Genomic DNA, 19,884 nt, shown 5'->3' on the forward strand with positions numbered 1-19,884 from the left:
CAAGTCGGACGTCCGGTCTGCCGTAGACGTACTGGTCAGCGGGACGAGGAGGACGTACCACGATGACATCTGGGGGCGACCACGGCGTCCGCAGCCTGCGGCTCGACCGACGGGCGCTACGTGCCGAGAGCCAGCGCGTCGGCTGGTGGCGGCGGCTCGTACGCGCACGTCTCGACCTGGCGCTGGCGGCAGCCGCGCGGCCCGCACCGCTCGGTGAGGACGTCGCGTTCCAGCTGCCGCTCGACGTCACGCTCGGCGTGCCGCGCATGGGCGAGCTCGAGCGTCTGCTGCCGGACCTGCAACCGAGCGACATGCCCGCGATCGACCGGCTGCGCGCGCTGGACGAGCAGCTCGCGCTGTACGAGCAGGGCGTCACGGAGGCGCTCGCACGCACCACGGACCGTCTGATCTCGCGTCTCGCCGACCACCCGGCGTGCGCCGGCGACGTCGTGGCGACGCCACCGGTCCGTCGCTGACCCCCGCTCGCGCGGGACAGCGACGCCGGATGCGGCAGACTGGTGGGTGGATCTCGACGTGGCCGGGCCTCGGCGCGCCGGGTGAACCGGAGTGTTCCGGGCTGGATCGAGACGAAGGAGCGTGGCGTGGCTGAGGACGTCGTGCTGTCAGCACCGCTGTTCGCCGGACTGGACGAGGACGCGGCGCTCGCGCTCGTCGCGAGCATGACCCCGCTCGAGATGGTGCGAGGCGACGTGCTGTTCCACGAGGGCGAGCCGGGTGACCGGCTCTACATCGTGCGGGACGGCAAGATCAAGCTCGGTCGGCGCTCGACCGACGGGCGGGAGAACCTGCTCGCGGTGCTCGGCCCGGGCGAGATGTTCGGCGAGCTCTCGATGTTCGACCCGGGTCCCCGCACGGCCACCGCGACCGTCGTCGCCGACGCGGTCCTGCTCGAGCTCGACCACGACGACCTGGTCCGCTGGCTCGCCGACAACCCCGACGTGGCGCGGCACCTGCTGCAGGCGCTCGCGCGCCGGCTGCGCCGTACCAACGAGGCGCTCGCCGACCTCGTGTTCTCCGACGTGCCGGGCCGGGTGGCGAAGGCGCTGCTGGACCTGTCGACGCGGTTCGGCGAGCAGGTGGACGAGGGGGTGCGCGTCGCGCACGACCTCACGCAGGAGGAGCTCGCGCAGCTCGTCGGCGCCTCGCGCGAGACCGTGAACAAGGCCCTGGCCGACTTCGCCGCCCGCGGCTGGGTGCGCCGCGAGGGGCGTGCGGTCGTCCTGCTGGACATCGACCGCCTGGAGCGCCGCGCGCGCTGACGCGCCTCGACGACGTCGGAGGCCCGGACCGTCGGTCCGGGCCTCCGACGCGTCTACGCCGTCTCGACGACGATCTCGACCTCGACCGGGGAGTCCAGCGGCAGCACCGCGACCCCGACCGCGGACCGGGCGTGCACGCCCGCGTCACCGAGCACGTCGTGCAGCAGCAGGCTCGCGCCGTTGACGACCGCGGGCTGGCCGGTGAACGACGGGTCGCTCGCGACGAACCCGACGACCTTGACCACCCGCACGATCCGGTCGAGCGCGTCCGCACCCGCAGGCCCGCCCTCCCGCTCGACGAGCGCAGCCACCGCGGCGAGGGCGTTGAGCGCCGCGGTCCGGGCGAGCACCGTGGCCTCGTCGGGACCGACCTGCGCGCCGACCTTGCCGGTGGTCGGCAGCGCGCCGTCGACGAACGGCAGCTGCCCGGACGTGTGCACGTGCGCGCCGCTGCGGACCGCCGGGACGTACGCCGCGACGGGCGCGGCCACCGACGGGAGCGTGAGCCCGAGCTCGGCGAGCCGCTGCGCGGCACCCATCAGGAGTCCAGCGGGCGCTTGAGGTAGGCGACGAGGCCGTCACCGGGCCCCGGGACCACCTGCACGAGCTCCCAGCCGTCGGAGCCCCACTGGTCGAGGATCGCCTTGGTCATGTGGATGATGAGGGGGACGGTCGCGTACTCCCACTTGGTCGCCATGCGCCCACCCTAGCCAGCCGCCTGCGCGGCCGTGCGTCCCGGCCACCGCCGCGACGGGTCGCTCAGTTCGGGACCAGCTCGCCGCGCGGGACGAGCTCCGACCACCACGAGCGGACCTCGGGCCGGCGGCGCAGCAGCGCGCGGCGTTCCCGCTCGGTCATCCCGCCCCACACCCCGAAGTCCATGCGGTTGTCGAGCGCGTCGGCGAGGCACTCGAGCCGGACGGGGCACTGCTGGCACACCGACCGGGCGTCACGCTGCGCGGAGCCCTCGACGAACAGCGCGTCGGGCGAGACGTTCCCGGACCCGCAGGCCGCAGACGCGGTCCAGTGACCCTCCTTGGTCGCTACCACCGCGCCCCCTTGCTCGAAGTCGGCGAGGCCCCCGTCGCCGGTACCGTTCCCGGACCTCTGAGCGTCATTGGCTTTTACCACAAGGCGTCGTCGTCCGCTGGATGACTGGAAAACTAGCGCGTGATCTGGAATCTTGACGAGACTCCGATCGGGTCATCCCGAGGTGTGGACGCGCTCCCGCACGCGGTGACCGGATCGGGTGAACCGGGCACCCCGGCTCGACCCGACCGGGTGCACCCGACCGCGCGGACCCTCGTCGGGACCGGGGATGAGCGGTCACCCCACGGACGGTGGATGTGCAGGTCCGGTGCAGAGGTCCGGGTCCTCCCCTGGTACGAGGCGGTCGTCCAGGTGGGCCGACTACCCTGACGGGCATGCCGAACCCTGCCCGCACGCCTGCCCGCACGCGCGGCCGCCAGGTCAACGCCGTCCAGGCGCTGGCCCTCCTGCTGTCCTTCGTGCTGGTCGCCGGGATCGGCGGCGTGCTCGCCGCGGGGCTCGCCCTGCCGGGCGTCGCGATCGCGAACGGCGTGACGAACATGTCCGTCACCGCGTTCGACGACCTGCCCACCGAGCTCAAGCAGAGCCCGCTGCCCCAGAAGTCACGCATCCTCGCGTCCGACGGCACCACGCTCGCGACGTTCTACGACCAGGACCGCGTCGTCGTCCCGCTCGACCAGATCGCCGAGATCATGCAGAAGGCCGTGATCGCGACCGAAGACCGCCGGTTCTACCAGCACGCGGGCGTCGACGTCATGGGCATGTTCCGTGCGGCCGCGCGCAACGCGCTGCACGTCTCGCAGGAGGGCGCGTCCACGCTCACGCAGCAGTACGTCAAGAACGTGCTGATCGACGCGGCCCTGAACGAGGACACCGAGGAGGCGAGGCTCGCCGCCATCGAGGAGGCCCGCGCCGACGAGGGCACCGAGGGCCTCGCGCGCAAGCTCCGCGAGGCGAAGCTCGCGATCACGCTCGAGAAGACGATGTCCAAGAACGAGATCCTCGAGAAGTACCTCAACATCGCGGCGTTCGGCACCAACGTCTACGGCGTCGAGGCCGCCTCGCAGCGCTACTTCGGGATGCGCGCGAGCAAGCTCAACTACCTGCAGGCCGCGACGATCGCCGGCATCACCAAGTCGCCGTCGTACTGGGACCCGCTGAAGCAGCCGAAGCGGGTGGAGAAGCGCCGCAACACGGTGCTGAGCCTCATGCTCCGCGAGGGCTACATCACGGAGAAGGAGTTCAAGGAGGGCAAGAAGACGCCCATCGAGGACACCCTCAACCCCCAGTCCGCCAAGCTCGGCTGCATGTCGGCCGGCGAGACCGTGCCGGGCTCGGGGTTCTTCTGCGACTACGTCACCAAGGTCATCGCGAACGACCCCGCGTTCGGTGAGACCGCCAAGGAGCGGCGCCACCTGCTGCTCACGGGCGGCCTGACCATCTGGACGACGCTCGACAAGGACATGCAGGCCGACGCCGACAAGGAGGTCAAGGCCGGGATCCCGGTCGACGACTCCTCCGGCATCGGCACCGCGATGGTCGTCGTCGAGCCCGGGACGGGCCAGATCAAGGCCATGGCGCAGAACCGGGTGTACAACAACACGCTCGAGCACGGCGACCGCGAGACCGCGGTGAACTTCACCGCGGACAACGCGTTCGGCAGCGCCTCCGGCTTCCCGCCCGGCTCGACGTTCAAGCCGTTCACGCTGCTGCAGTGGCTCAAGGAGGGGCACTCGCTCTACGAGGTCCTCAACGCGACGAAGATGTCGTACAACCTCTCGGAGTTCAAGGCGTCGTGCACCAACCTGACCGGGACCTGGGACTTCAACAACGCCGAGGGCGGCAAGGGCGTCATGACCGTCCTGCAGGGCACCATGAACTCGGTGAACTCGGCGTACGTCGCCATGGCGAGCAAGGTCGACCTGTGCGGCATCTTCACCGGTGCGGCCGAGCTGGGCGTCGTGAAGGCCGGTGGGCTCGCCGGCGACGGGCAGATCGACCCGCTGCCCGCGAACGTCCTCGGCTCGCAGTCCGTCTCGCCGCTCACGATGGCCTCCGCGTTCGCCGCGTTCGCCGCCGACGGCAAGTACTGCAAGCCCATCGCCGTCCTCAAGGTCACCAAGAGCGACGGCAAGGAGCTCGAGGTGCCGAGCGCCGGGTGCAGCCAGAAGATCGACCAGAACATCGCCAAGACGATGAACTACGCGCTCAGCAACGTCTGGAAGGGCACCGCGAAGGGCGTCAAGCAGCCCGGCTTCGCCGCCGCGGGGAAGACCGGCACGACGTCGCAGAACGAGCACACGTGGTTCGTCGGCTACACGCCCAAGCTGTCCGCCGCCGTGTGGGTCGGCCACACCGACGGCATGAAGTCGATGCACGGCCTGACGATCAACGGCAAGTACTACGGCGGGTACGGCGGCGGTCCGTGGGGTTCGTCGATCGCCGCGCCCACCTGGGTCCGGTTCATGGAGGACGCGCTCGGCGACCAGGACAACCCGTCCTTCGACGAGCCGCCGGCCAAGTACATCTACGGCGAGAAGATCTCCGTGCCGTGGGTGGTCGGCCAGACCGAGGACGAGGCGCGTCAGACGCTCGCGTCGCACGGGTTCCAGGTCGTCGTCTCCAGCGAGCGCATCGAGTCGGACGTGCCCGAGGGCCGGGTCGCCCGGCAGGACCCGAGCGGGTCCGCGACCGCCGGCTCCGTCATCACGCTCACGCTGTCGAGCGGCAAGAAGGACCGCGACCCGTGCGAGGTGAACCCCGACCACCCGGCCTGCCAGGGCGACCAGCCCGGACCCCCCGGACGGGACCGCGGCGGCCGTGACGACGCCGCTGTGAAGCCGTGACGGGAGCCTCGCTCGCCCGCGCCACGGGGGGCCTCGTCGCGCTCGCCGCGGCGGGGGTGGCGTGGGGCCTGGTCGAGGCCCGCTGGTACACGCTGCGCGAGGTGACGGTCCCCGTGCTGCCGAGCGGGCACGACCCGCTGCGGGTGCTGCACGTCTCCGACCTGCACCTCACGCCGGACCAGGACCGCAAGGCCGCGTGGGTGCGCGAGCTCGCGCAGCTCGACCCGCACCTCGTCGTCGACACGGGCGACAACTGGGCGCACCTCGAGTCGTTCGGCCTGCTCGCGCACGCGCTCGAGCCGCTGCTGGCCCGCCCGGGCGTGTTCGTCATGGGCTCCAACGACTACGTCGCGCCGCAGCCCAAGAACCCGGCGCGGTACCTGCGCGCCGACGCGCGCTCCACTCCCCCGCAGCCCCCGCAGGAGCTGCCGTGGCGCGAGATGGTGCGCCTGTTCCGCTCCGCGGGCTGGCTGGACCTCGACAACCACCGGGGCGTCCTGGACGTCGCGGGGCGGCGCGTGTCGTTCGTCGGGACCGACGACGCGCACCTCGACCGGGACCGCATGCCCGCCGCGGGCGGTCCCGACGACGCCCGCACCGAGCCCGGCCCAGCCGGGACGCCGGGCGTCGACCTGCACGTGGGCGTGACCCACGCGCCCTACCAGCGCGTCCTCGACGCGTTCCTGGCCGACGACGCCGACCTGGTCCTCGCGGGTCACACGCACGGCGGCCAGCTCGCCGTCCCCGGCTGGGGTGCGCTCGTGACGAACTGCGACCTCGACCCGGGCCGTGCCAAGGGCCTGCACGGCTGGCCCGGGCCCCGTCCCGACGCGCCGGGTGGGGCGGGCTCGACGTGGCTGCACGTGAGCGGCGGCCTGGGCACGTCTCCGTACGCACCCGTGCGGTTCGCGTGCCGCCCGGAGGCGACGCTCCTCACCCTGGTCCCCGCCGAGCACTGACCGGACCCGGGCCGGACCCGAGACGGACCCGGGCCCGTCTCGGGGCGGGACGGATTCGGAGATCCGGGGGTCGGTCAGGTAGTCTGAGCGGGCTTTCCACGGGGTGTGGCGCAGCTTGGTAGCGCGCTTCGTTCGGGACGAAGAGGTCGTGGGTTCGAATCCCGCCACCCCGACAGCAGATGGGCCCTCACGGCCGGCAATCATGCCGGGGCGTGAGGGCCCATCGCTTTCGCGCCGTCGCGCCGGACACGGGTCCGTCAGGACCGCGGGGGCAGGTAGCTCACCGAGCCGTTGGACGAGTGGATCGTCACGTGCACGGGGGCCGCGGGGTCCGTGGGGGCCTCGGTGCGCTGCGAGCCGTTCGAGGTACGGATGTCGAGCGCGACGGGCCGGCCCGTCCCGTGCACGGTCACGCTGCCGTTGCTGGACGTGGCGGTGATGTCGTCGTGGGCCTCGGCGACCTGCACGTCACCGTTGCTGGACTCGGCGACGACGACGCCCTGCACGTCCTCGACCTCGACGCGGCCGTTGCTCGAGCGCGCCTCGACCGAGGCGGCGCCGCGCACGACCACCGAGCCGTTGCTCGACGTGGCGCGCACCGACCCGGTGACGTCACGCACGTCGACGCTGCCGTTGCTCGAGTGCGCCACGAGGTCGCCGCCCATCGCGGAGGCCTCGACGCGGCCGTTGCTGGAGCGCAGGTCCGCGTCACCGAGCACCCCGGTGGCACGGACGTCGCCGTCGGAGGTCCGCACGACGATCGCGGTGCCCGCGGGCAGCGTGACGTCCAGGTCGGTGTCGCAGTCCCACACCCAGCCCCACGAGCACTGGTAGGAGACGACGAGCCGGTCCGAGGAAGCGCTCGCCGCGTAGTGCGGGTCGACGAACGCGAACCGCGCCTCGCGCGAGACGTGCACCTCGTCGGACCCGCCGGCGGTGACGGTCACGCGGCCGTCGGCGACGAGCTCGACGGTCGGCGCGGCCGCGTACGTGGCCTCACCGGTGGTCTTCTCACGGGCGATGAGGCTCGTGACGTCGAGGGCGGCCCACACGATCGCGAGGGCGCCGATCGTGCCGCCCACCCACAGCAGGGCCTTGGCCCAGCCGGAGGTGCGCGGGTCGCGCACCGGTGCGGGCGGCGTGGGGGTCTGGGTGGCGGTGCTCATGACTCTCCGTTCGGTCGGTGCTCGAGCCAGCGCAGCACGGCCAGGACGCGACGGTGGTCGTCGCTGTCCGGCGGCAGCCCGAGCTTGGTGAGGATCGAGGTGACGTGCTTCTCCACGGCGGGCAGCCCGATGAACAGGCGCTCGGCGATCGCGGAGTTGGAGCGACCCTCGGCGACGAGCGCCATGACCTCCCGCTCGCGCGGGGTGAGGTCCTCCAGGCCGGTCCGGGTCGCGCGCGCCATGATCTGCGCGACGACCTCCGGGTCGATCACGGTGCCGCCGGCCGCGATCCGGGAGATCGCGTCGAGCAGCTCGTCCACGTCGGTCACGCGGTCCTTGAGCACGTAGCCCAGGCCGCGCACGTCACCCGCGAACAGGTCGCGGGCGTAGCGCTGCTCGACGTACTGCGAGAGCACGAGCACGGGGAGCTGCGGGTGCAGGCTGCGCAGGTGGATCGCGGCGCGCAGACCCTCGTCGGTGTGCGAGGGAGGCATCCGCACGTCGGTCACCAGCACGTCGGGGACCGCCGCGTCGGGGCCGAGCGCCGCGACGAGCTCGTCGGCGGTCTTGTAGCCGGTGACGTCGTGCCCCTCGGCGGTCAGCAGCCGGGTCAGGCCGTCCAGGAGGAGGACCGAGTCCTCCGCGATCACGATGCGCACGGGAGCTCCACGGTGAGGGTCGTGCCGGCCCCGGCGGGGCTGGCGAGGTCGAAGGTGCCGTCCAGGGCGGCGACGCGGCTGCGCAGGCCGTCGAGGCCCGAGCCGGGTGCCGCCGCGGCTCCCCCGCGCCCGTCGTCGGAGACGACGAGCCGCAGCGTGGTGCCGTCGCACGCGACCGCGACCTGCGCGGAGCGCGCCTGGGCGTGCTTGGCGACGTTGGTGAGCGCCTCGGCGACGACGAAGTACGCGGCGGCCCGCGCGGCGGTGCCGCACTGCTCGAGCGTGTCGTCGTCGGGCGTCCGGACGGTCACGGGGATCGGCGAGCGGGACGCGAGTGCGCTGAGCGCGGCGTCGAGGCCGCGGTCGGTGAGGACGGCCGGGTGGATGCCGCGCACCAGGTCGCGCAGCTCGGCGAGGGTCTCCTGGATCTCGCGGTGCGCGTGGTCCAGCGCGGCCGCGGCCACCTCCGGGTCCTGCGCGCCGCGGCGCTTGGCCGCGCCGAGCTCGAGGCCCAGGGCGACGAGGCGCTGCTGCGCGCCGTCGTGCAGGTCCCGCTCGATGCGGCGGCGCTCGTCGTCGGCGGCGCCCACGACGAGGTGGCGGGTCTCCTCCACGTGCGCGACGCGTGACTCGGCGCGCTCGCGCGCGGCGTCGGCGACCGCGACCTCGTACGCGGACCGCGGTGCGCCGAGCATCCCGCGGGCCATGCGGACGTGCAGGAGCGTGGTCGCCTGCGCCGCGAGCGCCGCGAGCCACAGGGCGACGAGCCCGGCGAGCACCAGGGCCGCGGTGAGGAGCCACGTGGGCCAGCCGAGCCAGTCCTCGAGCAGCGGGCCGGTGCCGTAGACGGGCGCCAGGATGCCGGCGAGGCCGCCGCCGCCGAGCCCGACGACGAGCGCGAACGCGAGCGACGACGTGAGGGTCGCCAGCGCCGCGTAGCCGAGGGCGGCCCAGGCGCGCGTGTCGCGCAGCGGGGCGAGGTAGCGCGACCACCAGCCCGGTCCGCCGCGGTGGGCGGGCACGGGGGGCGGGACCAGCGCACCGGTCTGGGCGCCGAGCCGCGCGATCTCGGCGCGGGCGAACCCCCGGGCCGCGCGCAGGACGAGCGGGAGCATGAGCAGGCCGACGCCGAAGACGAGGACGAACGACACCGCGATCGGCACGACGGTCAGCACGACGGTGCCGACCGTGACGAGCCAGAGGAAGCCGATGGTCGTCTGCGCGAGCGCACGCCACGTCTCGGGCGTGACGGGTGCGAGCGCGAACCGCCCCGAGTCGGCCAGCGCGGGCGCCACGGTGGCGAGGTCGCGGGACGTGGGCGGGAAGGCGGCGTCGACCGGGTCGACGGGCTGGTCGACGGGCCCGGAGGGGACCGGGCCGGGAGCGAGCTGCGAGGTCATGCCACGAACCTACGGGCCCCCTGGCCTGCGTCGACATCCCGTCGGCCCACCAGGTCACGGTAGGGAGAACCCCCGGTCACGCACGCCGACCCCGCGGTTCCTCCGGCTCACGTGCGTCGGAGCCGGAGGAACCGCGGGGTCGGCAGGGGTGGGTCGGGCGGGGCGGGGTCAGGCCGTCGCGCGGGCCGTCAGACGCGTCGCCAGCAGCTCGGCGATCTGCACCGCGTTGAGCGCGGCACCCTTGCGCAGGTTGTCGTTCGAGATGAACAGCGCCAGACCGCGGCCCTCGGGCGCGCCCTCGTCGGCCCGGATGCGTCCGACGAGCGACGGGTCCTGACCGGCGGCCGCGAGCGGCGTCGGGACGTCCTCGAGGCGCACGCCGGGCGCGTCGGCGAGCAGCTCACGCGCCCGCTCCGGGCTGATCGGCCGCTCGAACTCCGCGTTCACCGACAGCGAGTGACCCGTGAACACCGGGACCCGCACGCACGTGCCGGAGACCAGCAGGTCCGGCACCGACAGGATCTTGCGCGACTCGTGCCGCAGCTTCTGCTCCTCGTCGGTCTCGTTGCGGCCGTCGTCGACGACCGAGCCCGCGAGCGGGATCACGTCGAACGCGATCGGCGCGACGTACTTCACGGGGTCGGGGAACGACACCGACGAGCCGTCGTGCACCAGGCCGAGGGTGTCCTGCTCGACCGCCGCACGGACCTGGCTGTCGAGCTCCTGCGCACCGGCGAGGCCCGAGCCGGACACCGCCTGGTACGTCGAGACGACGAGGCGACGCAGGCCGGCCTCCTCGTGCAGCGGGCGCAGCACCGGCATCGCGGCCATCGTCGTGCAGTTCGGGTTCGCGACGATGCCGAGCGGGATCTCGTCGAGCGCGTCCGGGTTCACCTCGGACACGACGAGCGGCACCTGCGGGTGACGCCGCCACGCGGAGGAGTTGTCGACGACGATCGCGCCCGCCGCCGCGAAGCGCGGGGCGTGCTCCTTGGAGGTCGAGCCACCCGCGGAGAACAGCGCGATGTCGATGCCCGACAGGTCGGCCGTCGCGACGTCCTCGACGACGACCTCCTGGTCACGCCACGGCAGGGTGCGCCCCGCGGACCGGGCCGACGCGAAGTAGCGGATGGACGCGACGGGGAAGTCGCGCTCGTCGAGCAGGCGGCGCATGACCGCCCCGACCTGGCCGGTCGCGCCGACGACGGCGATGGTCAGCCCGCTCATCGTCCGGTCCCCCCGTACACCACGGCCTCGTCCTGCTCGGCGTCCAGCTCGAACGCCGTGTGCACCGCGCGCACCGCGTCGTCCAGGTCGTCGGCCCGCGTCACCACCGAGAGCCGGATCTCCGAGGTGGAGATCATCTCGATGTTGATGCCCGCGTCGGCCAGCGCGGCGAACAGCTTCGCCGAGACGCCCGGGTGCGACTTCATGCCCGCGCCGACGAGCGAGAGCTTGCCGATCGAGTCGTCGAACTGCAGCGAGTGGAACCCGATGTCGGGCTGGCGCTCGGTCAGCGCGGTGAGCGCCGCGGTCCCGTCGAGGGCAGGCAGCGTGAACGAGATGTCGGTCAGGCCCGTCGCGGCGACCGACACGTTCTGGACGATCATGTCGATGTTCACGCCGGCGTCGCCGACGACCTGGAAGATCCGTGCGGCCTTGCCCGGGACGTCCGGCACGCCGACGACGGTGATCTTGGCCTCCGAGCGGTCGTGCGCGACGCCCGCGATGATCGGCTGCTCCACGTCTGAGTCCTCGTTCTTCTCGTTGGTGACCAGCGTGCCCGTGTGGTTGGTGAACGACGAGCGCACGTGGATGGGGACGGAGTAGCGGCGGCCGTACTCGACGCACCGCAGCATGAGCACCTTGGCGCCCGACGCGGCGAGCTCGAGCATCTCGTCGTAGGAGACCCGGTCGAGCTTGCGGGCGGTCGAGACGATCCGGGGGTCGGCGGTGAACACGCCGTCGACGTCCGTGTAGATCTCGCAGACGTCGGCGCCCAGGCCCGCTGCGAGCGCGACCGCCGTGGTGTCCGAGCCGCCGCGGCCCAGCGTCGTCACGTCGTTCGTCGACTCCGTGACGCCCTGGAAGCCCGCGACGATCGCGACCTGGCCCTTCTCGACGGTCTCGCGCACGCGCGTCGGGACCACGTCGACGATGCGGGCCTTGCCGTGCACGGCGTCGGTGATGACGCCCGCCTGCTGGCCCGTGAAGGACTTCGCGCGCACCCCGAGGTTGTTGATCGCCATCGCCAGCAGCGACATCGAGATGCGCTCACCCGCCGTGAGGAGGATGTCCATCTCACGCTGCGGCGGCAGGGGCGAGACCTGCTTCGCGAGGTCGAGGAGGTCGTCGGTGGTGTCACCCATGGCCGACACGACGACCACGACGTCGTCCCCGGCGCGCTTCGCCGCGGCGATGCGCTTGGCCACCCTCTTGATGCTCTCGGCGTCCGCTACCGACGAACCGCCGTACTTCTGCACGACAAGTGCCACGTGCTGCTCCATCTGTCGCCGGTCGCCGTCTGTCTCAACGGCCCGCCGGGTCCTCCTGGTCGCAGGGATCGTAAGCGCCGCCGGCGCGCGAGGGCCAGCAGTATCAGGATGCGGTCGCCGCGGCCGTCACGGCCGGCGCGCGCGCAGGCGCACGCCCAGCAGGTACAGCTCGCAGCCGAGGCACAGCCCGAACACCGCGTTGAGGAACGCCGCGACCAGCGCGAACGCGGCCGCGAGCGGCACGGCCCACGCCGCGCCGAGCAGCGCGCCCAGCACGCCCAGCGCCGTGATCACCAGGCCGACGAGCTGCGCGAACCGCGGCGGGCGCGGGTCCTCGAGCTCGGCGGGCGGCACGAGGCGGGGGCGCACGACCGCGGCGAACACCCGGCCCTGCCACGTGGCACCCACGCCACCGACCGCACCGAGCGCGAAGCTCGCGGCGACCAGCGCGAGCAGCACGGTCGCCGCGAGCGAGCCGCCGAGCAGCAGGACGAGGACGAGCAGGACGGCGGTGACGCCGGCCCCGAACCGCGGCCCGCGCGGGTCGACGCCGACCGAGGTGGTGGTCGCAGAGGCAGTGGTCATGACGGCTCCAGGTGGGGGGAGTCCGACGACGCGCGTCGCCGGAGGACGGGCGACGGGCGGTGGTCCCGCGGGGGCGGGAGGGTCAGCGGGCCGGCGCCACGTCCGGACAGGACTCGAGCGCGGCGAGGGCCTGCCGGCGGTCGGTGGCACCGGACATGCGACCGACGACCGAGCCGTCGTGCGCGAGCACGAACGTGGTGGGGGTGCGCAGCACGTCGAGGCGGCGCACCAGGTCCAGGTGCTGGGCGGCGTCGAGCTCGACGTGCACCACGCCGGGCTCCTGCGCGGCGACCGCGGACAGCACGCGGTGCGTCGAACGGCACGCGCTGCAGACCTCGCTCGAGACCTGCAGGAACGTCGCGCGGGCACCGAGCGGCACCGTCACCTCGTCGGGCGTCAGGACGACGAGGCCGGCGGCCGCGACGCTCGTCGACGGCGCGGCGCGGAACCGGCCGTTGCGCGCCCGCCACACGACCCCGAGCACGGAGGCGAGCGCGAGGACCACCGCGACGAGCGCGACTTCCTTCACCATGCCTCCCGGGTCGAGGCGCTCACGATAACCCGACCGAGCCGGTCAAGGTAGGCGACGGTCGACACGCGGACGGACGCCACCCGACCGGGTGATGACGCGCGCCACCGGCAGATCCACCCGCAGGACGACTCCGCGGCCGGGCCCAGACTCCTAGGGTCGCTCGCATGACCGACACTCCCGCTCCCCCCGAGGGGCCGCCGGCACCCCCGACCTCGGCACCCGGCCCCGGGCCCGCCGCGGCAGCCGCGCCCAGCCCGGCGCCGGGCGTCGTCGTGCGCGACCTGCGCCGCGCGTTCGGCTCCGTGCAGGCGCTCGACGGCGTCTCGTTCACCGCGCGCTCGGGAGCCGTGACCGCGCTCGTCGGGCCCAACGGCTCGGGCAAGACCACGCTCCTGCTCGTGCTCGCGGGACTGCTCGTGCCGGACGCGGGCGAGGTCCGCGTCGCGGGCCACGACCCGGTCACCGACGGCCTCGCCGCGCGCGGCCGCACCGGCTGGATGCCCGACGCGTTCGGCACGTGGGACTCGCTCACCGCGCGCGAGGTGCTGCACACGTTCGGCGCCGCGTACCGGCTCGACCCCGCGACCGCGCGCCGCCGGGCCGCCGAGCTGCTCGCCACCGTGCACCTCACCGAGTACGCCGACCGCCCGGCGTCCGTGCTCTCCCGCGGGCAGAAGCAGCGGCTCGGCCTGGCCCGGGCGCTCGTGCACGACCCGCAGGTGCTGCTGCTCGACGAGCCCGCCTCGGGCCTCGACCCGCGCTCGCGCGTCGACCTGCGCCTGCTGCTGCGCCGCCTCGCCGACGAGGGCCGCACCGTGATCGTCTCCAGCCACATCCTCGCCGAGCTCGAGGAGATGGCCGACGACGTCGTGTTCGTCTCCCGCGGCCGCACCGTCACGTCCGACGAGCTCGGCGCCGGCACGGTGCGCGCGGGGGCAGCGGCGAGCGCGACGTGGCACGTGCGTGCCCTGTCCTACGCGGCGCTCGTCGGCTGGCTCACGGCCGCCGGGGCGTCGTGGCGGCCCGACGACGAGCAGGACCCCCACCAACCGCCACGTGAGGAGCCCGGAGGCGTGCTGCTCACGGTCGACGGCGACGAGGGTGCGGCGCGGCTCGTGCGCGACGCGGTCACCGCCGGCGTCCCGCTGGTCTCGCTCGCGCCCGCGGCGGGCGCGCTCGAGCGCGCGTACCTGGCACTCGAGGAGGAGCGGCGATGACGCAGACGATCGAGGTCCCGGCGGCGGCGCCCGCCCCGGGCGGCACGCCCCGCATCCGCGGCCGGTGGAGCCTGACCTGGCACGGCGTGCGCACGGTCGCGGCCCTCGAGCTGCGCCAGCGCGTGCGCTCGACCCGGTGGGTCGTCGCGCTCGTCGTGTGGACCGTCGTCATCGGGGCGCTCACGCTCCTCATGCTCGGCGCGCTCGGCACGGTGTTCGGCACCGGCGACGCGGGGATGACGCGCGCCAGCCAGGGGCCCGTGCTGTTCGCCGCCGTGACGTTCCTGGTGCTCGGGCTCGGGCTGCTCGTCACGCCGACGCTGTCCTCCACCTCCGTCAACGGCGACCGCAACGCGGGCACGCTCGCGACGCTCCAGGTCACGCTCCTGACGCCCGCGGAGATCGCCCTCGGCAAGCTGCTCGCCGCGTGGGCCGCCGCATGCGCGTTCCTCGTCCTGAGCGTGCCGTTCCTCGCGCTCGCGACCGCGTCCGGGCCGACCTCCTGGTGGGCCCTGCTGCGCGTCGTGCTGCTGATCGCCGCGCTGCTCGTCGCCGTCTGCGCGATCGGGCTGGGGATGTCCGCGCTCGTGTCCCGCACCGCCGGGTCGACCGTGCTGACGTTCATCGTCGTCGCGGCCGTCACGTTCCTGTCGCCCATGCTGTTCGGGCTGACCTACGGCTCCGTCACATCCACCGACCGCGTCCAGGTCTACTCGATGCCCGACGACTGGGACGGCTCCGCGGACGTGGAGTGCGTCTGGCGCTCGGGCGAGCGGGACGTCGCGCACACCGAGCGCACGTGGTGGCTGCTCGCCGTGAACCCCTTCGTCGTCGTCGCCGACGGCGCGGGACGCACCGCCCTCGACGACGAGTCCGACGTCCTGGGCGGCCTGCGGCACGTCGTCCGGCAGGTGCGCGCCGGGGCCGAGGGCAAGGTCGACGAGTGCTGGATGAACGACGACTTCGAGGACGCCACGAGCGACGCACCCGTGTGGCCCTGGGGACTCGGCCTCAACCTCGCGCTCGGCGCCGTGGGCTACGTGCTCGCCGTGCGGCGCCTGTCCATCCCGACCCGCACGCTGCCCCGCGGGACCCGCGTGGCCTGACGCAGGCGGGGTCCTCGCCGAGCCCGGTCCGGGGTGCTCCCGGGCCGGGCTCGGTCACGCTCAGGGCTGCAGCGCGTCGTACTCCGCCTCGGTCGCGACGTCGTCGTCCACGTCCAGGCGCAGGTGCGCGAGCGTCACCTGCAACGTGCGCAGCGTGCTCGACGCACGCTCCCCCCAGTCGGACAGGTACGAGAACTGCCACCACCACAGCGCCTCGAGCACACCGCCGCGCTCGTGGTGCCGCAGACCCTGCACCACCGCGCCCGCGATCGCCACCAGGTCGCCCGACACCGTCGCCGCCGCGACCTCCGCACCCAGCAGCGGGTCGACGACCTCGACGTACTCGTCGATGCCCTCGAACGCGTTCGCCAGCCCCGCACGCAGCGGCTCGACGTCCGGGTCCGGGCCGACGTCCGGCTCGAACCGCTCGACGGGCACCACGTCCGTCGTCGCACCCAGGCGCGCCCCCACCGCCAGCAGGTCCGAGACCGCGAGCAGCAGCAGCGGCAGCGCCGCCTCCGGGTTCGCACCCGCGGCGACCTCCGTCACCGTCGTCAGGTACGAGCGGGACTCCGTCGCCATCGCCTCGGCGATGGAGCGCAGGTCGTCGTCGGGCGGGAGGACAGCCGAGGAGCTCATCCGCCCATCCTCCGCGTCGCGGGCGCGCGTGTCATCCGACGCGCAGGCCGTCCCGGCGTGCGCGTCACGCCGAGAGCAGGCGACGACCCTCGAACGCGCGGCCGAGCGTGACCTCGTCGGCGTACTCCAGGTCCCCGCCCACGGGCAGGCCCGACGCCAGACGGCTCACCGTCAGGCCCATCGGCAGGAGCAGCCGCGCGAGGTACGTCGCCGTCGCCTCACCCTCGACGTTCGGGTCCGTCGCCAGGATCACCTCGGTGACCGTGCCGTCCGCGAGGCGACGCATGAGCTGCGCGATGCGCAGGTCGTCCGGTCCCACCCCCGCGATCGGGTTGATGGCGCCGCCGAGCACGTGGTACTTCCCGCGGAACTCCCGCGTGCGCTCGATCGCGACGACGTCCTTCGCCTCCTCGACCACGCACAGGACCGTCGGCGAGCGCCGCGGGTCCTTGCAGATCCGGCACTGCGGCTCCTGCGCCACGTTCCCGCACGTCTCGCAGAACGTCACGCGCTCCTTGGCCTCGATGAGCGCGTCCGCGAGCCGCCGCACGTCCGCCGGGTCCGCCGCCAGCACGTGGAACGCGATGCGCTGGGCGCTCTTGGGGCCGACCCCGGGCAACCGCCCGAGCTCGTCGATCAGGTCCTGGACCGCGCCCTCGTACACGCCCCCAGCGTACGTGCTGCCACCCCCACGACCCGCCTCCCGCGCCCACCCCCGCCGCCGCTGGTGAAGTCGCGCGTCTCTCGCACGGTCGTGCGTCTCTCGCGAGGTCGTGCGTTCGACTGCGCGACTTCCCGAGAGACCCACGACCTCATCGCGGGGGCGGCGGGGGGCGGGGGTGTCAGGGGCGGGGGTCGTCGAGCTGTTCGTCGATGACGGTGCCGCCGAGGATCTGCGCGACGAGCGGCGCGCCGACCAGGCCCGACGAGGCCATGTCCGGGTCGTCCGGGGACGCGTCGAAGTACGGGTCGCTCGGGACGCTCGGCGCGGGCCGACGAGGCGCGCTCGCCGACCGCTGCGGCGCCGCCGCCGCGAGCCGCTGCGCGCGGGCCACCGCGGACTCGACCGCGCTCATCGCCCGCGGCCCCGGGCCGGCCCCTCGCGGCCCGAGGGTGCCCCGGCCGCAGTCGATGCGACCGACGACGACGCGGCCGCAGGCCGCCCGACCGAGGACGATGCGGCTGCGGACGGTGCGGCTGCGGACGGTGCGGCTGCGGGCGAGGCGGCTGCGGGCGAGGCGGGCGCCGCCGGGATGGTGGCAGGCAGGCCCCAGGACGCAGCCGCGTCCTCGGGCGAGATCACACCGGGAGCGGTCAGGGTCGCACGAGGCGGGGCGGGCGCCGGGTCGGCTGCGGGCATCGCCGAGTCGGGTGCCGGCGTCGCCGGGTCGGGTGCCGGCGACGACGGGTGCGCCGGGGCGGAGGCGGGCATCGGGGCCGCCGCGCGGACCGGGTCGGGTGTCGTCGGAGTCTCGGCCGGGACGTGCGTCGCCCAGGGGTCGTCGGGCTCCTCCGGGGGCACCCAGTCGTCCTGGGGGGCGTTGCCGTCCTGGGGGGCGCTGCCGTCCTGGGGGGCGCTGCCGTCCTCGAGGCCGGGACGACCCGCGCGCGCTCCCGCCCGAGGCTCTTCGCCCGGCTCGGCGGGGTGGTCGGCCGCTCGTGTGCCGGACGCCCGGTGGCCCTCCGCGTCGGCGTCGCCCGAGTCCGCAACCGCGGTGGCGCTCGCCTCGTCTGCACGCGGTTGGGCGGACCGCGTCGCGCCGGCAGGACGCTGCTCGGCAGCACGCCGCTGAGCGGGACGCTCGTGACCCGGCCGCTCCTGCGCGGAACCCTGCCGGCTCGGGCCCGGCTGCGGGCGCGCGACAGTCGGCTGAGCCGCGCGGGCGTCACCCGTGACCGCCTCGACACGGACCTGGAACCCGAGCGTCTCGTGGACCGCGCGCGAGACGACGTCGGCGTGCGGGCCGCCGCGGAACGCGTTGGCGAGCTCGGGCGTGGTGAAGGCGAGGCGCAGCGTCGTCGCGTCGAGCTCGGCGACCTGGGCGTTGTTCGGGTCGACGAGCGCACCGGTCACCCGACGCAGCGAGCGGACCGTGTCGAGCACCTCGGGCCAGCGACGACGCAGCGTCTCCGTCTCGGAGACCGCCGGCACCCGCACGGCCTCGAACGGCGCCTCGTCCTCGGAGGACGCCTCACCGTCGGAGGACGCCTCACCGCCGGAGGACGTCTCACCGTCGGAGGACATCTCGCCGTCGGAGGACGCCTCGCCCTCGGTCGTCGCCTCACCCTCGGCCGGCACGTCCTCCTCGGAGCGCGCGGCAGTCTCGGGCGACGCACCACCCACCGGCGTGGCGACGTCGTCGACGTCGTCCGGCGTCACCACGTGGTCGACTGCCGGCACGTCGGGGACATCGGGCTCGTCGGGCACGCGCCCCGCCGCCCCGGCCTCGGCGGACACGGGCACGGCGGCCACGGGCTCGGCGGACACGGGCACGGCGGCCACGGGCGCGGGGGTCACGGGCTGGGCGGACGCGGAGACCGCGGACGGCTGCTCCGCGTCGCCGCGCTGCGCGGCCCGGTGCGCCGCGAGCACGGCACGTGCGGCGTCCGCACCCCGGCCGGCACCACCCAGCCGGACGGGCGTCGCAGGCTCGCTGCCCGCAGGAGCAGCGGAGACGCTCTCGGCGGCGGCTGCCGGTGCCGCGCCCGCGATGGCCGGCAGACCCCGCTCGAGGCGGTCGAGCCGTGCGGCGAGCCCGACGCGCTGGTCGTCGGCGGCCGGGAGCAGCAGGCGGGCCATGAGCAGCTCGAGGTGCAGGCGCGGCGAGGTCGCGCCGGTCATCTCGGTCAGGGCGGCGTTGGTCAGGTCGGCGGACCGCGACAGCTCGGCGGCGCCGAGCCGCGCGGACTGCACGCGCATCGCGGCGAGCTGGTCCCCCGGCAGCCCGCGCAGGGCCGCACCCGCGGCCTCGCCGGCGGCGTCGAGCACGATGAGGTCACGCAGGCGCTCGAGGAGGTCCTCGACGAACCGGCGCGGCTCGTGGCCGGTCGCGATCACGCGCTCGACCACGCGGAACGCGGCACCGCCGTCGCCCGCGGCGATCGCGTCGACCACGTCGTCCAGGAGCGCGCCCTGCGTGTAGCCGAGCAGCGCAGCCGCGCCGTCGTAGTCGATGCCGGACTCGTCGGACCCGGCGATGAGCTGGTCGAGGACCGAGAGCGTGTCGCGCACGGACCCCCCGCCCGCGCGCACCACGAGCGGGAGGACACCCCCGCCGACGGGCACGCCCTCGCGCCCGCACAGCTCCTCGAGGTAGGGCAGCAGGACGTCGGGCGGCACGAGCCGGAACGGGTAGTGGTGCGTCCGGGAGCGGATGGTGCCGATGACCTTGTCGGGCTCGGTCGTCGCGAACACGAACTTCACGTGCGGCGGCGGCTCCTCGACGATCTTCAGCAGGGCGTTGAAGCCCTGCGTGGTGACCATGTGGGCCTCGTCGAGGATGAAGATCTTGAACCGGTCCCGCGCGGGGGCGAACGTCGCGCGCTCGCGCAGCTCACGCGCGTCGTCCACACCACCGTGGCTCGCGGCGTCGATCTCCACCACGTCGAGCGAGCCCGGCCCGCCGCGCGCGAGCTCGACGCACGACTCGCACGTCCCGCAGGGCGTGTCGGTGGGGCTGGCGTCGGTGTTCGCCGCGCAGTTGAGGATGCGCGCGAGGATCCGCGCGCTCGTCGTCTTGCCGCACCCGCGCGGCCCGGAGAACAGGTAGGCGTGGTTGACCTGACCCGAGCGCAGCGCCTGGCGCAGGGGCGCGGTGACGTGGTCCTGGCCGATCACCTCGGCGAACGTCTCCGGCCGGTAGCGGCGGTACAGCGCTGTGGTCACCCCCGAACCCTAGACGCCCCCGCCGACACCGTCCGCCCCCGCCCACAGCCGCCGACGACACGCC

General features: G+C 74.2%; 20 protein-coding genes and 1 tRNA gene. 7 read left to right on the forward strand and 14 right to left on the reverse strand.

What is annotated here, in order from left to right; genetic code table 11:
- The first annotated feature begins 62 nt into the window (after positions 1–62).
- Both CBP52_RS11460 and CBP52_RS11465 read left to right on the forward strand, forming a co-directional pair.
- Entirely contained in the window at positions 63–476 is a 414-nt protein-coding gene (locus CBP52_RS11460) for a hypothetical protein (protein ID WP_094181055.1), read from the forward strand.
- Positions 477–602: 126 nt separating this feature from the next.
- Positions 603–1,280, forward strand: coding sequence for a Crp/Fnr family transcriptional regulator (locus CBP52_RS11465; RefSeq protein ID WP_094181056.1), 678 nt, complete (start codon positions 603–605; stop codon positions 1,278–1,280).
- A gap of 53 nt (positions 1,281–1,333) precedes the next feature.
- Here CBP52_RS11465 and CBP52_RS11470 read toward each other — a convergent pair whose 3' ends face one another.
- From CBP52_RS11470 to CBP52_RS11480, 3 genes are all read right to left on the reverse strand, one after another.
- Positions 1,334–1,819 carry a RidA family protein gene (locus CBP52_RS11470; RefSeq protein ID WP_094181057.1) on the reverse strand — a complete coding sequence of 162 codons (486 nt, stop codon included), beginning with the start codon at positions 1,817–1,819 and terminating at the stop codon, positions 1,334–1,336.
- Entirely contained in the window at positions 1,819–1,977 is a 159-nt protein-coding gene (locus tag CBP52_RS11475) for a DUF4177 domain-containing protein (RefSeq protein WP_094181058.1), read from the reverse strand. The genes CBP52_RS11470 and CBP52_RS11475 overlap by 1 nt, the downstream gene beginning before the upstream one ends.
- A 62-nt stretch (positions 1,978–2,039) precedes the next feature.
- Positions 2,040–2,330, reverse strand: a complete 291-nt coding sequence (locus CBP52_RS11480; protein ID WP_094181059.1) for a WhiB family transcriptional regulator — start codon at positions 2,328–2,330, stop codon at positions 2,040–2,042.
- 374 nt (positions 2,331–2,704) lie between these two features.
- Here CBP52_RS11480 and CBP52_RS11485 point away from each other — a divergent pair, with 374 nt between their 5' ends.
- The 3 genes from CBP52_RS11485 to CBP52_RS11495 all read left to right on the forward strand — a co-directional run bounded on the left by CBP52_RS11485 (position 2,705) and on the right by CBP52_RS11495 (position 6,308).
- Entirely contained in the window at positions 2,705–5,176 is a 2,472-nt protein-coding gene (locus tag CBP52_RS11485) for a transglycosylase domain-containing protein (RefSeq protein ID WP_094181060.1), read from the forward strand.
- Positions 5,173–6,135: a metallophosphoesterase gene (locus CBP52_RS11490; RefSeq protein WP_094181061.1), complete on the forward strand. Its 963-nt coding sequence runs from the start codon at positions 5,173–5,175 to the stop codon at positions 6,133–6,135. The genes CBP52_RS11485 and CBP52_RS11490 overlap by 4 nt, the downstream gene beginning before the upstream one ends.
- A gap of 99 nt (positions 6,136–6,234) precedes the next feature.
- Positions 6,235–6,308: transfer RNA gene (locus CBP52_RS11495), tRNA-Pro, on the forward strand.
- Between the two features lie 84 nt (positions 6,309–6,392).
- On the opposite strand, the gene CBP52_RS11500 is transcribed toward CBP52_RS11495, so the two are convergent.
- The 7 genes from CBP52_RS11500 to CBP52_RS11530 form a co-directional block, all read right to left on the reverse strand.
- Positions 6,393–7,301, reverse strand: a complete 909-nt coding sequence (locus CBP52_RS11500; protein ID WP_094181062.1) for a DUF4097 family beta strand repeat-containing protein — start codon at positions 7,299–7,301, stop codon at positions 6,393–6,395.
- Positions 7,298–7,960, reverse strand: coding sequence for a response regulator transcription factor (locus CBP52_RS11505; protein ID WP_094181063.1), 663 nt, complete (start codon positions 7,958–7,960; stop codon positions 7,298–7,300). Before CBP52_RS11505 ends, CBP52_RS11500 begins: the two co-directional genes overlap by 4 nt.
- Positions 7,948–9,360: a sensor domain-containing protein gene (locus tag CBP52_RS11510; protein WP_094181064.1), complete on the reverse strand. Its 1,413-nt coding sequence runs from the start codon at positions 9,358–9,360 to the stop codon at positions 7,948–7,950. Before CBP52_RS11510 ends, CBP52_RS11505 begins: the two co-directional genes overlap by 13 nt.
- 168 nt (positions 9,361–9,528) lie before the next feature.
- Positions 9,529–10,587 (reverse strand): aspartate-semialdehyde dehydrogenase, encoded by a 1,059-nt coding sequence (locus CBP52_RS11515; RefSeq protein ID WP_094181065.1) that lies wholly within the window; start codon positions 10,585–10,587, stop codon positions 9,529–9,531.
- Positions 10,584–11,855 carry an aspartate kinase gene (locus CBP52_RS11520; protein ID WP_094182341.1) on the reverse strand — a complete coding sequence of 424 codons (1,272 nt, stop codon included), beginning with the start codon at positions 11,853–11,855 and terminating at the stop codon, positions 10,584–10,586. Before CBP52_RS11520 ends, CBP52_RS11515 begins: the two co-directional genes overlap by 4 nt.
- Before the next feature lie 126 nt (positions 11,856–11,981).
- Entirely contained in the window at positions 11,982–12,440 is a 459-nt protein-coding gene (locus CBP52_RS11525; protein WP_094181066.1) for a DUF4395 domain-containing protein, read from the reverse strand.
- Between the two features lie 82 nt (positions 12,441–12,522).
- Complete coding sequence (locus tag CBP52_RS11530; protein ID WP_094181067.1) at positions 12,523–12,972, reverse strand: thioredoxin family protein; 450 nt, start codon at positions 12,970–12,972, stop codon at positions 12,523–12,525.
- A gap of 164 nt (positions 12,973–13,136) precedes the next feature.
- Here CBP52_RS11530 and CBP52_RS11535 point away from each other — a divergent pair, with 164 nt between their 5' ends.
- Positions 13,137–14,189 (forward strand): ABC transporter ATP-binding protein, encoded by a 1,053-nt coding sequence (locus CBP52_RS11535; RefSeq protein WP_094181068.1) that lies wholly within the window; start codon positions 13,137–13,139, stop codon positions 14,187–14,189.
- The gene (locus CBP52_RS11540; RefSeq protein WP_094181069.1) at positions 14,186–15,295 is read left to right on the forward strand and encodes an ABC transporter permease; all 1,110 of its coding nucleotides are present in this window, start codon (positions 14,186–14,188) and stop codon (positions 15,293–15,295) included. Before CBP52_RS11535 ends, CBP52_RS11540 begins: the two co-directional genes overlap by 4 nt.
- A 60-nt stretch (positions 15,296–15,355) precedes the next feature.
- On the opposite strand, the gene CBP52_RS11545 is transcribed toward CBP52_RS11540, so the two are convergent.
- The 4 genes from CBP52_RS11545 to CBP52_RS11560 form a co-directional block, all read right to left on the reverse strand.
- On the reverse strand, positions 15,356–15,934 hold the full coding sequence (locus CBP52_RS11545) for a DUF5063 domain-containing protein (RefSeq protein ID WP_094181070.1): 579 nt from the start codon (positions 15,932–15,934) through the stop codon (positions 15,356–15,358).
- 64 nt (positions 15,935–15,998) lie between these two features.
- The gene (gene recR / locus CBP52_RS11550; RefSeq protein ID WP_094181071.1) at positions 15,999–16,598 is read right to left on the reverse strand and encodes a recombination mediator RecR; all 600 of its coding nucleotides are present in this window, start codon (positions 16,596–16,598) and stop codon (positions 15,999–16,001) included.
- Positions 16,599–16,776: 178 nt separating this feature from the next.
- The gene (locus CBP52_RS11555) at positions 16,777–17,010 is read right to left on the reverse strand and encodes a hypothetical protein (RefSeq protein ID WP_094181072.1); all 234 of its coding nucleotides are present in this window, start codon (positions 17,008–17,010) and stop codon (positions 16,777–16,779) included.
- On the reverse strand, positions 17,007–19,820 hold the full coding sequence (locus CBP52_RS11560; RefSeq protein ID WP_094181073.1) for a DNA polymerase III subunit gamma and tau: 2,814 nt from the start codon (positions 19,818–19,820) through the stop codon (positions 17,007–17,009). The genes CBP52_RS11555 and CBP52_RS11560 overlap by 4 nt, the downstream gene beginning before the upstream one ends.
- Positions 19,821–19,884: the final 64 nt, after the last annotated feature.

Origin of the sequence: Cellulomonas sp. PSBB021 (genome assembly GCF_002240455.1) — a bacterium.
GTDB lineage: Bacteria > Actinomycetota > Actinomycetes > Actinomycetales > Cellulomonadaceae > Cellulomonas > Cellulomonas uda.